Raw genomic sequence first — 15798 nt, forward strand, 5'->3', positions numbered from 1 at the left:
TTAATCGCGGCGAGGGAGAAGTAGCCTAGTCATTCTAAGCAAATCTCCCTTAACAAAGAGTAAAACGCTTTTAGCCGAACCCTTCGGGCAGCGTTTGCTGGTTATTTCTACTACGTTATCGGCCTCTCATGTAGGCTAGCTACACATCAAAGCCTCTGCCTTGTAGAAATACCCAGCAATTCGCCGCAAAAACAAGCTCGAAAGATCAACACGCCCTAAAAATCCGACTAGAGAGGAAGTGCCAATGCTCAATGAAAACCATGCCTTTATCTTAGATTTCCCAGATCTTAAATTAGACATTGTTCAGCTCAACCACGACGACGAAAAATTCAAAGCAGACATGCAGAAATACCACCAACTCGACTACGACATCCGTCAGCTAGAAATCTCTGGCAGCCCTATCGATGACGACAGCATGCACAACCTCAAAGTAGAACGCATGGAGCTAAAAGACTCGCTACACAAACAGCTCACGCGCCATCACGCGCTTAAGATCGTATAGAAAAATCAATCCAATACTTTATTCTAAGCCATGCACTACGCATGGCTTTTTGGTTTCATAACAGCGCAAATCTAAGCTAATTCGGCTTCTTCAATTATGTTACTGTTTGCTTATTCGAAAGCGTTTGATAAGGAAGTGAGCAGAGTGACAATAGAAGAAGAGAACATACAATTCCAGCTCGTTTCAAATCTCGAATTCGAAGAACTGTTTGCGTGTGTTAAGCAAGGGCTTTTCATACACGTTGATAGCGTTTTCGGATGGGATGACGACTTCCAACGTCAACGACTTTTAAACGAGTACAATCCCTCTTGGTTTCATTGGGTATACCTAGGAAAACAAAGGGTTGGACTTGTGTGTTTTAAGCCTTATGACAACGCATACCATGTTCACCTTCTGATCATTTCCCATCAATACCAAGATCAGTCTATTGGTAAAAAAGTCATGTCACGCATCCACGAAAAAGCCCATCAAGAGCAACGAAACCAAGTCACTCTGTCGAGCTTTAGAAGTAACACCCGCGCCATCAGTTTTTATCAGGCGCTTGACTACCAAATTGTTGATGATAGTGATACTAATTTCGTGGGGATGACTCTCTATTTAAACTAGAAGCGACTTCGCTAATTAAACGCTCTCGCCACTCGCCCTTTGCTGCTCAATTCGTAATGGCCAATATAAGCTGGGATAAATACCGATTGCCCTTTGGTGAGGGTTAAGTGCTCGCCTTTCTGACTCATTAGCACTAGGTCATCATCTATTGCCATTAAAATTTCAGCGCCACTTGTGATAACTTCTTCTTGATGAGGACGATGAAAGATATTGAAATTGAAGTCACTGACCGGGATATCATAACAATCACATTTACCCAGTTTTGATGGCTCTAACAACAAGCCTTCGAACGGAATTGGCGTGAATTTTGTGCAGGCGACTAATTCAGCGACATCAATGTGTTTTGGCGTTAAACCTGCTCGTAGCACGTTGTCTGAATTTGCCATGATCTCGAGCCCAGTTCCCTTAATGTAAGCGTGCGGAGTGTTCGCATTCAAATACATCGCTTCACCCGGCTTCAATGTGATCAAGTTAAGCAGCAGAACACAAAACAAACCGATATCGTTCGGGTACTGATGGCTAAGCTCAGTAACCAAAGTAAACTCTGCTTGGTCTTGATGAGACGCTGCGTAATTCAGAAGTTGCTCTAATGCTCGGTGTTTACGTTGGTCATTCAGCGTTAGCAGATCGCGGAAAAGCGCTTCTAAGCCTAGAGAATCAAGATTGTTACCAAACTCTTCAACCAAACTAGCCAGCTCGCTCGAATCCAACTTTCTGAACAGACTTAATATTTCATCGAATTCTCGAAAGCCATTCATCGCTTGATATTCAGTGATCGCGTAAACCAATTCTGGTTTATGGTTCGAGTCTTTGTAATTACGGTGCCCTGCGGTCAAAGGAATGCTTGCTTGCTCTTCTCTCGCAAAGCCAATTTCAGCTTGGTGCTTGTTTGGATGGACCTGAACAGACAGCGCTTTTTCTGCCGCCAAGATCTTAAACAAGAACGGCAGTTCACCGAACTCCTGCGCAATATCATTTGATAGATAGGCCGGTTTATTCTTGTTAATCAACTCAGAGAGAGGCACCAAATGTTGGTCAAGCTTAACCATTGAACAACCTTTCGGATGCGCTCCCATCCAAACTTCCGCTTGCGGTTCTTGTGACTCATTCTTAAAGCCAAACAGTTCACGTATCGAAGAAATGCTCCCCCATGCATAATTTTGGATGGTGTTTTCCATTGGGAAAAATGAGTGTTCTGAGAAGTGGCTGAATGACATGGCGTTTTCCGTAGTGAGCCCTTTGAACACTATTCAGAGAGCTGGTTTCTAATAACGTAAATAATTAGAAAGACTACAGAGAGCAGCTAGAACCCACATGAGATGAGGTCTTAGACGCAATAGGAAAAATTCTTAGAAACAGGTGAGAACCATGAAAAGCGTGAAAAGAGTCACATTTGAATGCTACGTATAAAAAACGCTGAAGATAAGATAGCTGCACAATAACCAGAGGACCATTAGCAGCTATCTTATTTACGAAGAAACCCCTTAAAAACCAGATCGAGCCTCTGCACTTTTCTGAGGTGATTGAGCTTGTAGGAAAGGCAGTAGCAGCAAGCCAATAACCGCCGCACAAGTAGAGATGGTAATGAAGAACCCACTCCAACCATAAGTTTCTAGAACGAGCGCTAATGGATAACCCGAAAGTGCTGCACCCATGTAAGCAAACAAGCCAACAAAGCCTGTTGCTGCACCGGCCGAATCTTTGTGCGAACATTCGGCCGCCGCCATGCCAATAAGCATTTGAGGACCAAAAACAAAAAAGCCGACACAAAACAGCCCAGCCGCTTGAAACACAAAATTGGTTAAAGGCATCAACCACAATGCAGAAACTGAAAGAAATATGCCGATGGCAAACAAAATATTCATCGGACCACGGTTGCCACCAAACAATCTATCCGATCCCCAGCCAGCAACAAGTGAACCAACAAAACCGCCAATCTCGAACAGAGACAAAGCAGCATTGGCATTGATCAAACTGTAATGGTGTTCTTCGGTGAGATATAAATTACCCCAATCGTTGACGGCCGTTCTTACGATGTAAACCAACACATAACTAAAAGCGAGCAACCAAATGTACTTGTTACTAAATACGTAAGTTTTCAATATCTCTCGATAACTTAACCCTTGCCCATGGCTCTCTTGCGCCAACTCTAGGTGGTCACTGCGCCACTTCCCTACCGTCGGGAGTCCCATGGTGGTGGGCTTGTCACGTAAGCGGCAGCAAACGATAAGACCGATAAATACACCAATCACCCCCGGCCAGATAAACCCAGCTCGCCAACTGAATTGCAGCGTTAGATAACCCACGAGAATAGGAATTAGCGCCCCACCAACGTTGTGTGCTGTATTCCATATAGCCCAGCGAAAGCCTCTTTCGGAGCGAGAATACCAAGTCGTCAATAACTTGGAACACGATGGCCAGCCCCAACCTTGGAACCACGCATTCAGTACCCACAGCGAGATGAAAGCCGCTAACGAACTCGAAAAGCCAAACGCGATGTTTATCAAACCAGTCGCGATTAGGCCAAGTCCCATGAAGTAGCGGGGGTTTGAACGGTCTGATATTGTTCCTGAGATAAATTTCGATAAGCCGTAAGAGAGATAAAAGAGCGTACCAATTAAGCCAATATCACCTTTATCTAAGCCAAGATCGGTGATCATTGCTGGCGCGGCATAATTGAAAGTTTTACGAGTGAAGTAAAAACCGGCATAACCAACATACATTCCTATCATGATGTGGAGGCGCCAGTAGCGGTAACTCTGATTGACCTCATCATCACTTAGAGTATGACGATTTGACGTTGTTGAGCGCAGAAATCCAAACATACTCGTTCTCACACTTTAGGTAATGTAACGCTGATATTAGTGCCCGAAGAGGAACCATTAGCGTTGATTATCATCTTGCCACCGAGCGCCTGAACACGCTCTTGCATACCACGAACACCCATTCCTTTGAGAAGGTCTTGCGCTGTAAAACCAACGCCATTGTCTGAGATCCGAAGATAAGCCTGATCATCTAGAATCAGTTCAATTCTGATTTCGCTCGCGTTGGCGTATTTAGAGGCATTGTTTAGAGATTCTTGGCACAGCCGGAAGATAGTGACCTTGAGCGTGTCACTCAAACACGAGTAATCACCTTGCCAATTTAACTGGATATCAACGCCGTGATCCGAAAACTCCATCTCTCGAATAAGCTGTTCCACGGAATCTTTTAGGTCAAGATCGTCCAACATCTTAGGTCTTAGTTTTGTAAGTAGGCGTTTGGTGGTGTCATAAACATTCAAAGACAATGACTCAATCGTCCCCGCACAGCGAACGCTCATCTCAGCCGCATCGACACGTTTAATAATGCTTGCCTGCGTACGAATTGCCGTGATGTTTTGGCCAATTTCATCATGCAGCTCACGCGCAATATCACGACGAACCGACTCTTCAGCTGTTATTAGCTGGCGTGAAAGGTTTTGGTTTCTGGAAAGCTCGCTTCGCAATTTGGAGTTGAGATCTTTCTGCTTTTGAACCGCAAGGCCCAGCAATATACCGGTAATAGTTTGAGCCGATAGAGACAAGAGTAAGTCGGTAATTTCGAGTTTGGACGTTCCGCTATGAGCAGCAATCAGCGCAACACTGTTTAACAGGGTCGCCAGTAAAGCGCCTTGCCATCCGTAACGTACGGCCAGCAAGATAATAGGGATCGCCATACAAAATGGGGCGAAGCGCCTTAGTTCATCAGGCAAGCTGGTTTGTATCAAAATACTGGCCACCAGCAACACACTGTATAAAGCGATGTGACGGATTTTGAACTCTACAACATTATGGATTAAGTAAGAGCTCAGTGGCGCCCACTTATTTTGGAATAGATAGTTCCAGACCAGATAACACATAGGTACCAGCATCAATCCACCCGTGATACTCGCTAACCACACCATGTAAACGGCTGGAACATGAGAACCCACCACGGCAACGTTAATTAATGCGGTAACCATGATTAAGCTCGCCATCACTAACAAGTGACGATTTTGATCACCATAGTAATAACGCTTGGCAAATAGAGTGGCAGGAATACTTAATCCACTGGCGACTAGTATGGTCAGCCATTGGGGTTCATCAAGCAATAACGCTAACGCGATCGCAAGTCCCCACTCTGCAATATAGATAGCAGGCCAATAGTGAGTGCGAGTGTGCAGCGTCATTCCCAATCGAAGTGAGAATGGGAAAAGCAGAATGGCTAACTCAGGGTCATTAATAAAATAGAAGGCAATAACCCATAAACAAAACCATGCACAGCCAGCCATAAAAACCCCACATAGTGAAGTGGCTAGATAGGAGCGCATTAGTACTGATCTTGAGTGAACAATTTAGCTAACTCAACGTTGTTCTTAACATTGAGTTTGTCCATCGCATTGGCACGGTGTACATGCACCGTTTTATGGCTAACCCCTAGCTCAACGGCGATAGATTTCACATCGAGCCCTGTTGCCAATAACTGACACACTTCGCTTTCTCGGCGGGTGAGTTGGTTTAAAGAGGCTTTATTCTTCATTGGTGTCGCAAGCTTTATAGCGATATCGGGCGTGAGATAACAGCCACCATTTGCACTCGTATGTACGGCTTGGATTAACTCATCTGGGCTACAGCGCTTACTGAGGTAGCCTTTAGCTCCTAACTCTAATGACTTCTCAACCATTGCCGGAGAGTCATGTACGCTCAGCATGATACTGGCAATGCCTGATGGAATTTCTTCCAATAAGCTCAAGCCACTTTCATCCTGCATTGAAATATCCAAGATAACGACATCAGGGTGACAACTTGGCAATCCGAGGCGCGCTTCTGCCGCAGAGTTAAATTCACCCACGACCGTAATATCAGTTTCAAGACTGAGTAATTGAGCAAAGCCCGAACGAACAATGACGTGGTCATCAACAAGCGCAACATTAATCATGATATTAACCAGAATTAAGAGTAAGAAAGAAAAATAGCCCCGACAGGAGCTATTTAATATTAAGTTTATTGATAGAGATGATACTGAATCGAACTAGCGATTGGTATGATCTCACGTGCTTTAATCCGATAAAGTACGTGAGACTATCTACCCGAAACTGTGTTTGCGAAAACAAGTACGCGAGACTGTCTACCCGAAACTCTATTTACGAGAGCAAGTCTGCGAAAACAAGTCTGCGAAAACAAGTCTGCAAAAAAAGCACACCAGACTCGCTAGGCGTTTTGAGCCGCTAGGTGCATCTTCTTCGCGTGACGAATTTTCTTCTCTTCCGCAACCGCAACGAATAGCAATAACACAATACAAATGGCAGCAGAAGTATCGAGTGCTGCAAATGTCCCTTTCCAACCTGTTAAGCCGAAAATAGGCGTTCCGTCTGCAATCATGCCTAGGCCAAGTTTGGCAAAACTGTCACCAATTAAGTAAGCAAATGTGCCTTTCACGCCATCAGCCACACTGATTGCTTTCTTAGGAACAAAGCCTACCGCAGCAACACCAATCAACAGCTGAGGACCGAATACTAGGAAGCCAAGTACGAATAGTGATGCTAGGTACATGAACTCGCTCGTTGCATGCTGATAAAACTCTAGAGATACAATAATCAGTCCAAGCGATACACAAGCAACTAAAGCACGACGTCCGTTAGCAAGGTCTGATAAATAACCCCACATTAATGTACCGACCAGAGCGCCAACTTCAAACAGAGTAAAGCCTGAAATAGCCGTTTCTTTTGATAGACCTAACTCTTGATATGCATAAACGGTAGACCATTGATCGATACCGATACGAACAATGTACAAAAAGATATTCGCGAAGCAGAGTAACCAGATCACTTTGTTTTTAAGGATATATTCAACAAAGATCTCTTTCTTAGTCATTTGATTTTCTTCAGCAATAGTATCTTCTTCGCTGATTTCTTCGTCAAACAACTCTTCAACTGTACCTAAACCGTATGCTTCTGGAGAGTCGTTACCAAAACGCATCCCAATAAAACCAACCACAATCGCGATGATCGATGGGAACACGAACATACCAATTACGTTGCCATCAAAAAAGTAGTTAGCGCCAAACAGCGCTACACCAGCAGCACCTGCACCACCTACGTTGTGTGACATGTTCCAAAGACCTAAATACGACCCACGCTTATTACGAGGCGTCCATTTAGTAATAGTCGAATAACTTGAAGGACCACCGGTACTTTGAAAGAAACCACTCAATGCGTAGAAGGCAACCATCATGAATAAGCTAGCGCTGCCTCCACCCAAGCTGAAGCTAAAGCCCAACATGGCAAGGCCAGATAGGATAAGCATGAATGGCAGGAACTGCTTGGTGTTTTTGCCATCCGCGTAGTAGGAAACAACCGTTTTACCAATACCATAAGTAATTGAGAAGCCAAGACCAATAAGACCTAGATCGGTCATTGATAATCCATAAGTAGAAATCATGTCGTTTTGCGCGACATTGAAGTTCTTACGGATTAAATACATGGTCAAATAGCCAATGAATACGACTAGGTACGATTGTAGGAATGGTTTAAACCACATTTTTCTTCTAGTTTCGACCGGAAGATCCAGCGTCGGTTTTCTAACCTGATCTAGGAACTTTAACATTGTGAACTCTCTTATTATTGATGAGGTCTGCACGGAACATTACTGACCATGCACTCTTTGCAATTCGATGATGAAATAATAAGGAGTCTAAAAAGCGACCGCATGAGAGAGGGTCTTAGAATAACTAGGAAAAATTCTTAGTTCAGAATTGGGAGTCAAGAAAGCGTGAACAGCATCACTTTATTTAAAATGTGTTATGTCGTGAAGAGGTATTGGAAAGGTGTCGTTAGTTAAGGTATTTAATAGGTGCCCCAAGCAAACTAAACATCGATTGTATTGAGCAGTTGATTGAAGTCTAAAGTGGCTAATAAAAGCCACATTAGATTCGCTTTACGGTATCGTAACCTAAACGATAAATAATAGAGTTTAATTATTCTTAGACACATCCAACTTATTCAGCAACGACGGAAAACCCCAACCGTTCTCGCCTTCGACCACAGGTTCTCCGGTCAAATACTCAAACAGCGTTGGAGCCAAAGAGCCATTAGCTTCGATTTTCAATTGCTGAGAGTTATCGCCAATTGGCGCTCCCCAGAATCCGATAAAGGCATCTTTCTCTAAGTAATCCTCACCAGCATGACGACCCGGCACCTTAGTGTTGTAACCAATTCCCGCTTTAGGGAACAAGTTAACCGTGCCAGCCCTATCTTCAAGGTAAATATTAGCCAGTTGATTCACTGAATCTGGTCGAGGTGTTGGTTGCGTCAATGAAGTCCACTCAGCACTGCTACACCACGTTGTCACATCCGCCTTAACCGCTCGGTTAAGGCACTTTTCTACTAATTGAGAATACTGTGCAAAATCAGCTTCGCTTGGTGATGCTAGGTATGGATTTAACCTTTGCGTATTGAGCAAAATAGGCGCTCGATTGTCTTCCAATGACTCATAGAAAAGCTTGTCACCTTCACGTGTGATCAATTCATCGACCCGTTTTAAATCACGATTGCCAATCACACGAACAGCGCAACGTTGTTGATCACATGTGCTTTCTCTTACGACCATATAATCAAGACTTTCAGGCAAGCGTTGCGCTATCTGATTAATGATGTCGATATTCTGACCATCTAGCGCTGCAATCGGAGACCACTGCGTGAGTTCTTGGTAAACCGGTTGAACCTGCCACCCTTGAGTCGAATTAAAGAAGTCCATCATGAAGTTACCACCAGCAGTCGAGGCGACCACTACATCCAATTCTTTCGAGCTTGGGTAACTTAGAGCATTGGTAATTTTAGGCCCTTCACCCTCGTCTGAAGATATCTTCTTAACCATAACTGGATACGCTAGCTCTGCTTGTAAGCCTTCAAATACCTGCTTTTCGGGATTGAGCGCGTAGAACACCGGCGTTAAACCATGATCACCTGCCATGCCCCACAGCGTTTTATCGTAAACGCCGGCACTGCGATAGGTCGCTTCAATCTGGCGAATCCAATAGTCCAGTCGATTGAGCTCTCCAGTCGGCATCAGAATTTCGTCACTAAAAGGGCCGGTAAAGTGTGCGAAGTGATCCGGCCATGGGTTATAAACCAAGGTGTAGTCTGGCATCCCTTTTCCATCTAACTCGGCAAACTGAGTGATAGACTGTTTAACCAGAGCTCTCTTTGAAAACTTAGTGAAAAAATCAAAGCCAGATATAGACTGATACGCTTCAATATCTTCAATCAAGGCTTGACGCTTTTCTTGCAAAACCACTTCGACTTCTGAACGTTCTTGAAGCTCTTTCACGCAACGTTTCTCACCATAATCACGCAGTGACTCACCCAAACCTAGGTTTACTAACCCATCGTAAGTGGTGTGAGCATTCCAATCATATTGAGCGTTGCAGTTCAGCGTTTTAAGGTAATCAAGGCGGTCAAACATGGTTTGAACCTTGTTGTCTGCCATCAACACATCTAACTGCAGGGCATCATTACCAAAGAAGTAATACGCTCGGTCGATCTCTCGGTCGACAAAGTGGAAATTAGGGATGCCCGTACCACCGTTACCAGACACTTTTGCGCCCGTTTTAATGATCGGTAGATTGCGTACGCTGATTGTGGGAGTTGAAGAAATACCCACTCGGCTAATATTGTCTCGATGCTCTTGATAGAGATTTTTGAAGAACGGAAGATAATTCGGATCACGGTAGGTTTGTTCAGACAGAACTTCCATGAACCGCACCTGTTGTTGGTGTTCAGGCTCAATCACCGTTTCTAGCTGAGGTTTGTATTGCGCTCGGTTTTTATGATTTTGGTAAGCAACTGAGATGAAAGGCGCATTCTCATCGACCAAACCTTCGATCAATCCTTGCTGTAAACCATCGACAGTCACTTGGACCGCAAAACGTTTTTGCTGTTGGGATTCTAAGAATTGAATGAGCGCATCAGGCTGGTCACTGAACGCTTGTTGCATCCAATCATCGAGCGCTTCTGCACGCTCTTCTTTAAACACAAATTGTCGATAAGCTTTAAGCAAGTTTAAGCGCACAAAATCAATGAGAGTGATGGTAAGAGCTTGTGCTTTGTTATTCGGCTTCTCAGCGTTTTCTGGTTTGCCATCTTCTGCAATCGCCAGCATTGCAGACTTCATATCGCCGTCATCCATTCCCAATGCCGCTTTACCGATCAAATCAACGATGATCGGTTGAATCTGAGCGATGATCGCTAGATCTTCAGGGCTATTGGTTAAGTATGTGTAATTCGCAGGGAGCGTGTCCATATCCTGCCAGACACCAATTTCGAATAACGCATCGTAAATAACCACCATGTTGGCAATGAACTGTTCATCGATACGAATACCTTCATGATGTCCCGTTGCTTCAGTCGAGGTATCTGGCTCGTGATGCTCTGAGGTTGGCTTATCTCCAACATGATAGAGGCTATGTTCAAAGCCCTTTAGCGCCTGCTTATCATAAACCGTCGACAAGTAAGATTTGAACACATCTTCACTGCCCAAGCCTGAATAGCGGTCGTAATAACTATAGAGAAAATAACCCAAAGGAATTGAGTACGTCGGATTGGATAACTGAGCAACGACTCGAGCTTTGGTTTTGACATCTAAAGGGAGAGCGAGAATGTACGCATCTAATGTAACGCCACCAATGGTGAAAAGAGCTGCATCACGAGTGAGTTTAGCAGAATAACTTAGGCTTGAAAGCACCTGATTTTTCAACACTTCACTGGAGCTAAACACGCCACCAATGACGGGCGTTGTTGATATATCAGCGGCACTCGGAGCTGATGCAAGCGCCAACGATAAGGCACTGAATAAACTGGCGTAACTGCGAACGTGAGAATAAGAGCTCATCAAATTTCCTTTAGATCAACACACTTCTATAAATGCAGCGTATTGTTTCAGTTTGCATTTATTAGTCAACCTATGAAAACGTTTGTTTTCTGATTCGAAGAGCTCGAATACTCTTACAATCGCTTACCGCTACCGTCTTCCCACATCACTTCGCATTCGTCTTTAATGGCCGCTTTCAATAGTTCAACTAACGGGAAAGCTCGGCTACCGATATTAACAGGCGCTTCAACAACCGCTTCTTCACTGTCATCACCGGTATTTTCTTGTTCTACCTGCTTGCTCTGCTCAACGGCGATCGCAGCACGCAAATTGTTTAACGCTTGAGAAACCTCTGAAGCATCAATTGCTCCGGGGATAGTGCCACTATGTCCAAGCATCTTAATGAACTGAAGACCGACTTCACCAAACATCGTGACGCTAGCATGAGCTTTGCAACTAAAGGTAATTAACATTATGAGCCTCTATCAAATTTAGGTATCTATAAACATTAGCTATCTACAAACTATGTTGAGTAACGTATTGGAAAGCAAGTAGATAATAGCCAAGTAACTTCCTGTAACTAGAACCTTGATTGTTTCACTCTCGGATACATCCGCACCGTTAGTGACGCGCATCACTATTTATTGTGAGTCACTCATCATTTAAATATGAAACCTTGATAGTAGTCACACTAAAAAGGTCACTAACACTCTGCTATGACTTTTATTTCATCTACTATTAACATCAATTATCAAAATCTTTGGCACAAATCACATGAAAAGGCTCGTCGGCAGACACCTAGAAGAAATGGCGGACATACGATCCACTCGCAAGCAAAAAATTGTCCACTCCTTTTCACTGGCTGCCGCTGCGTTATTCACATTCTACACTTGGGCTTACTTCCAAGGTCAGCATTACACGCTGTCAATTTTCGAACTGTGTTTTGCACTTATCGCTATCTCCAATGCATTTTACGTGAAAAAAGTCACTGCCGCTGAGTATTCAGAATTGATTCTAAGTGGTGTTCTGCTCGTTCAAGGAGTCATCCTATTCTTGTACAGTCACGCCATTCCCGAGCGGACACTCTGGCTCTACCCGATTTTGGCTGCCGTCATTTTCATAAACGATTTCAGAATTGGCATTATCTTCAGTACCTCATTTTGTGTATTTATCAGCACCTTGATTACAGCGATGCCTAGCAGCTTTTCTTTACCTTTTAGCAGCTCACACCGGTTTATTCTTAGCTTATTTACAATGAGCTTGGTATGTCACACATCAGCTTATTACTACACAAAAGCCGTCAGTTATATTCAACGTCTATATAAAGAGGGGATTGAAGACCTGGCCCTAACCGGCTTGGCAAACCGTTGGAGCTTTGAACGTTGGGCGACAGAAAAACTTGCGACAGTGGATAGTGAACGCTCACTGACTGCATTAGTTTTTTTGGACATTGATGACTTCAAAGGCATTAATGATAGCTACGGGCACGACGTCGGAGACAGTGTTTTGCAGCATTTTGCGAATCGTTTAAGCAACAACATCCGAACCAGAGACAGGGTAAGTCATGAATACGATTATTCGATTGCGCGCTTTGCTGGAGATGAGTTTGTTTTGATGCTCTACGATGTACCAACTCGCAAAGATCTAGACGGTATTTTAGATCGGATTTGTGGGCTATTCGAAAGTGGTTGCCAGACAAACGAGAGAATCAAAGAATTGACACTCAGTGTTGGGGTTTCGTTGTACCCGCAAGATGCTCAAGAATTACATGAGCTGACGAGATGTGCTGATAAAGCGATGTATGTTGCCAAACATTCAGGAAAAAATCGATACGCTTATTATCACGATAATCCCGTATCAACCTTGATAGAAGAGCTACCAACGAACCTCGCCTTCTCAGAATCGGAATCATCTGAGCTTGAAGGTTGTCTTGAAGCGAAGGTCGAAGGGAACAATGTTACGTTATTAAAAACGCGTCCACGCTAGCCTGCCATATACATGGCCCATAAACTCACTAAGCCAATAACAATAATCCATACGACTTGTCGTACTAAATTTCGGTTTTCGTTCTTAGATTTAGCAACGGTTTTAAAAGCGGCTTGCTTGGCCGAGTGTATAAAAGGCCCATCTGCTTGGTGCTTTCTAACACGGCGCTTAACCGCTTTATTCGCAACCTCTGTAAAACGCTGACCTTGCTCCGTTGTAAAATCGTTATCAAAGCCCATCCGACCTTGCCTTTCGCCATGTTTTTGCTGTACTGCCATAGCGGCCTCCTTGGCGGTCTGCTCTCTATTCAAGTATAGACATAATTTCATATTCTTACCTGTTCAAAATTTTCGAATAAGTCACTCAACACTGTGCCATCTTCTTTTTAAATCAAATTACATAAACTACAGCTATTCAAGTTTATGAGGATTTCAAAATGACGAGTGTAAGAGCAGTAGATCATGTGATTGCAGCACACGCTACCTCCGATGGTGATGGCGTAAAAATACAAAGACTCGCTGGTTTCAATAACACGCGTTTCTCTCCATTTTTGATGATTGATGAACTTAAGTCGGATGAAAGCAAAGATTATGTTGGCGGCTTTCCTCCACATCCTCACCGTGGGATAGAAACGCTCACTTACATGCTGCAAGGTCACTTCCAGCACAAAGACCACATGGGGAATGTTGGAGAGCTTCGCAGCGGTGGTGCACAGTGGATGGCCGCGGGTCGTGGTGTGATTCACAGCGAAATGCCAATGATGGAAGAAGGTGCACTGCATGGATTTCAGATTTGGATAAACCAACCTGCAACACACAAAATGCAACCAGCGCAATATCACGACTTCCAAAATGAAAGCATCGCGGAGCATCAAAGTGAACAAAATGGTTTATTGAGAGTTATTGCTGGTGTATTCGAACTGCATAACCTAGCTGACCATGATATAGAGGCTTTACGAACGCAAGGCCCACTGCAACAAACTGGTGTGCCGTTAAGCGTAGCGGATTGGCGATCTCATTCTGGGCAAAAAATAACATTAGGGACAAATGTTAATCACAATGCCATGACTTACGTGTACCGAGGCAGTATTAAGATCAGTGATAAAGTCATCAACCAAGGTCAACTTGCGTTACTCACTAAAGCTGACTTGCTGTCTCTGAGTAGTTTAGAAGATTCAGGTGTACTGATTTTTTCTGGTGAGCCGATTAATGAACCTGTTGCGCACTATGGTCCGTTTGTCATGAACTCGATGGAAGAAATTGAACAGACGATTCAGGACTACAACAATGGCGTTTTTGAGACTTACTAATTGACGACGTCTTTGCGCTTTTAGCTTTGAAATGAAGTTAAAGATTGAAGATTGAAGATTGAAGATTGAAGAGATTTTGCAACGAACAACAATTTGGTCATCCATTTGATGACTGTAAAAACAAGTGACACTATCCACTGCCGGTTATTATCACTTATTTAACCACGCTCCTAGAGCGTGGTTTTTTTCTATTAAGCCAGAGATGAACGAACTCAGGCCTTCCTACAAGTATTCACACAGGTAAGCTGTCGCTTCTTTAACCTGTAAATCGAATGAAGAGTCACCCGCAACGTCAAAAGACTCACCAGATTGGAATGTCGTCCAATCGTCATCGCCAACACGCTTTACAATTAAAGCACCTTTAACAACAGTCATCTTTTCCGGAGCTGCAGTACCGAATGTGTATTCACCAGCGGCCATCACACCAACACTCACATCAGCACCAGACTGGTTAAACGCTAACGACTTAACACCGCCTTCAAAGTATGTATTTTCTTTAATCATTGTACTTCCTTGTTATCTCAAAATTGCATTACTAGGCTCAACGAATAAGCCTATGCGTAAATTTAGGTGCTAATTGTTTTAACCAATTCGAGACTGTCCTACAAGAAATAAATGAATATAGCTTAGGATCTGTTGACCTTTCGAAGTTAAATTTCGTTCGAGATGAAATCATTTTAGGCGTGGCATTGGGTATACAACCTAATCATTCTAAGTAAATATTCCTTAACAAAGCATGAAGACTGAATGTGTGGGTAAAAAATCACTGAGGCAGTTTGATTCAAAAGAACATTCGATCCTGCTTCTAACTCTTATAAGAACCTTTGCAACCTATCGTTTTATTTTATAGAATCATCACCAGTATGAGTAACTAAAATGAAGAGATAATGGCTAAAAATACCACGAAAAGCAGCGATATATTGGCCAATTCGTTACTCTACGCCTTCTTAATGGCTGGCTTTATGATTGCCCTCTCCGTCGGCTATTTTGGCTACCAAGCCTACCAAAAATCTGTAAGCCCAAGTAACGTCCATGGCACATGGATCGAGATTGGTGCTCCACCTTACAAAACAGATATTCTTACACTTTCCGATGATGGTGTGATGATGAACTATCGTTTCATCAGTACCTCGTTTGATTTTGATGGTAACGATGTCACGATCAATACAGGTTCAGGCCCAACGATTTATACCATTAGCGGTACCTACAATTCACCTCGTTTAAAGCGGCTAGTGCCGAACACACCATCCAAACAATTCATAAAAGAAGGGTATGAAGATACTGTAGCGGGTGAGACTCAAGGACTCATGCAGCAACGACGCTCAGTATTAGCTGAGCAATTCAAAAAATAATACTTTCAACAGCGCTTTGTTTAGTAACCCCTCTTACATCAATACTCCCTGCCCCTTACAAGCACCGATATGACGTGCTTCAGATTGTGATACTGCTTCAGTTCACGATATTTAATAATAGCTTGCCGCACTTTTTCATAACTTCATGTCGTGTAATTTCACTTATGAGACTTTCCT

At 43.5% G+C, this 15798-nt stretch carries 14 protein-coding genes; 5 read left to right on the forward strand and 9 right to left on the reverse strand.

Going from position 1 to position 15798, the window contains the following annotated elements; all coding sequences use genetic code 11:
* Window positions 1–244: 244 nt before the first annotated feature.
* Both OCV30_RS16465 and OCV30_RS16470 read left to right on the forward strand, forming a co-directional pair.
* Window positions 245–502, forward strand: coding sequence for an HP1242/YdcH family protein (locus OCV30_RS16465; protein ID WP_009846137.1), 258 nt, complete (start codon window positions 245–247; stop codon window positions 500–502).
* Between the two features lie 96 nt (window positions 503–598).
* On the forward strand, window positions 599–1108 hold the full coding sequence (locus tag OCV30_RS16470) for a GNAT family N-acetyltransferase (RefSeq protein ID WP_083994609.1): 510 nt from the start codon (window positions 599–601) through the stop codon (window positions 1106–1108).
* An 11-nt stretch (window positions 1109–1119) separates the two neighbouring features.
* Here OCV30_RS16470 and manA read toward each other — a convergent pair whose 3' ends face one another.
* From manA to OCV30_RS16505, 7 genes are all read right to left on the reverse strand, one after another.
* A complete protein-coding gene (gene manA / locus OCV30_RS16475; protein WP_065679378.1) occupies window positions 1120–2325 on the reverse strand; it encodes a mannose-6-phosphate isomerase, class I in 1206 nt (401 codons plus the stop codon).
* 267 nt (window positions 2326–2592) lie between these two features.
* Window positions 2593–3933 carry an MFS transporter gene (gene uhpC / locus OCV30_RS16480; protein WP_065679377.1) on the reverse strand — a complete coding sequence of 447 codons (1341 nt, stop codon included), beginning with the start codon at window positions 3931–3933 and terminating at the stop codon, window positions 2593–2595.
* Between the two features lie 8 nt (window positions 3934–3941).
* Entirely contained in the window at window positions 3942–5399 is a 1458-nt protein-coding gene (gene uhpB / locus OCV30_RS16485) for a signal transduction histidine-protein kinase/phosphatase UhpB (RefSeq protein ID WP_244499040.1), read from the reverse strand.
* Between the two features lie 38 nt (window positions 5400–5437).
* Window positions 5438–6046, reverse strand: coding sequence for a response regulator transcription factor UhpA (gene uhpA / locus OCV30_RS16490; RefSeq protein WP_004732761.1), 609 nt, complete (start codon window positions 6044–6046; stop codon window positions 5438–5440).
* 272 nt (window positions 6047–6318) lie between these two features.
* Window positions 6319–7713 (reverse strand): hexose-6-phosphate:phosphate antiporter, encoded by a 1395-nt coding sequence (gene uhpT, locus OCV30_RS16495; protein WP_065679375.1) that lies wholly within the window; start codon window positions 7711–7713, stop codon window positions 6319–6321.
* Window positions 7714–8079: 366 nt separating this feature from the next.
* On the reverse strand, window positions 8080–10995 hold the full coding sequence (locus OCV30_RS16500; RefSeq protein WP_065679374.1) for an alkaline phosphatase family protein: 2916 nt from the start codon (window positions 10993–10995) through the stop codon (window positions 8080–8082).
* 113 nt (window positions 10996–11108) lie between these two features.
* The gene (locus OCV30_RS16505; protein ID WP_065679373.1) at window positions 11109–11447 is read right to left on the reverse strand and encodes a DUF1840 domain-containing protein; all 339 of its coding nucleotides are present in this window, start codon (window positions 11445–11447) and stop codon (window positions 11109–11111) included.
* 334 nt (window positions 11448–11781) lie between these two features.
* Between OCV30_RS16505 and OCV30_RS16510 the strand changes: the two genes are divergently transcribed.
* Window positions 11782–12960 carry a GGDEF domain-containing protein gene (locus OCV30_RS16510; protein ID WP_065679391.1) on the forward strand — a complete coding sequence of 393 codons (1179 nt, stop codon included), beginning with the start codon at window positions 11782–11784 and terminating at the stop codon, window positions 12958–12960.
* On the opposite strand, the gene OCV30_RS16515 is transcribed toward OCV30_RS16510, so the two are convergent.
* The gene (locus OCV30_RS16515; RefSeq protein WP_009846127.1) at window positions 12957–13238 is read right to left on the reverse strand and encodes a hypothetical protein; all 282 of its coding nucleotides are present in this window, start codon (window positions 13236–13238) and stop codon (window positions 12957–12959) included. The genes OCV30_RS16510 and OCV30_RS16515 overlap by 4 nt on opposite strands.
* A 158-nt stretch (window positions 13239–13396) precedes the next feature.
* Between OCV30_RS16515 and OCV30_RS16520 the strand changes: the two genes are divergently transcribed.
* Window positions 13397–14269: a pirin family protein gene (locus tag OCV30_RS16520; protein ID WP_065679372.1), complete on the forward strand. Its 873-nt coding sequence runs from the start codon at window positions 13397–13399 to the stop codon at window positions 14267–14269.
* Between the two features lie 222 nt (window positions 14270–14491).
* Here the strand turns inward: OCV30_RS16520 and ppnP are convergent, their stop codons facing one another.
* The gene (gene ppnP / locus OCV30_RS16525; RefSeq protein ID WP_009846125.1) at window positions 14492–14773 is read right to left on the reverse strand and encodes a pyrimidine/purine nucleoside phosphorylase; all 282 of its coding nucleotides are present in this window, start codon (window positions 14771–14773) and stop codon (window positions 14492–14494) included.
* A gap of 383 nt (window positions 14774–15156) precedes the next feature.
* Here ppnP and OCV30_RS16530 point away from each other — a divergent pair, with 383 nt between their 5' ends.
* Complete coding sequence (locus OCV30_RS16530; protein ID WP_065679371.1) at window positions 15157–15621, forward strand: DUF2850 domain-containing protein; 465 nt, start codon at window positions 15157–15159, stop codon at window positions 15619–15621.
* The last annotated feature ends 177 nt before the right edge of the window (window positions 15622–15798 follow it).

Source organism: Vibrio atlanticus, from assembly GCF_024347315.1.
GTDB classification, from domain to species: Bacteria; Pseudomonadota; Gammaproteobacteria; order Enterobacterales; family Vibrionaceae; genus Vibrio; species Vibrio atlanticus.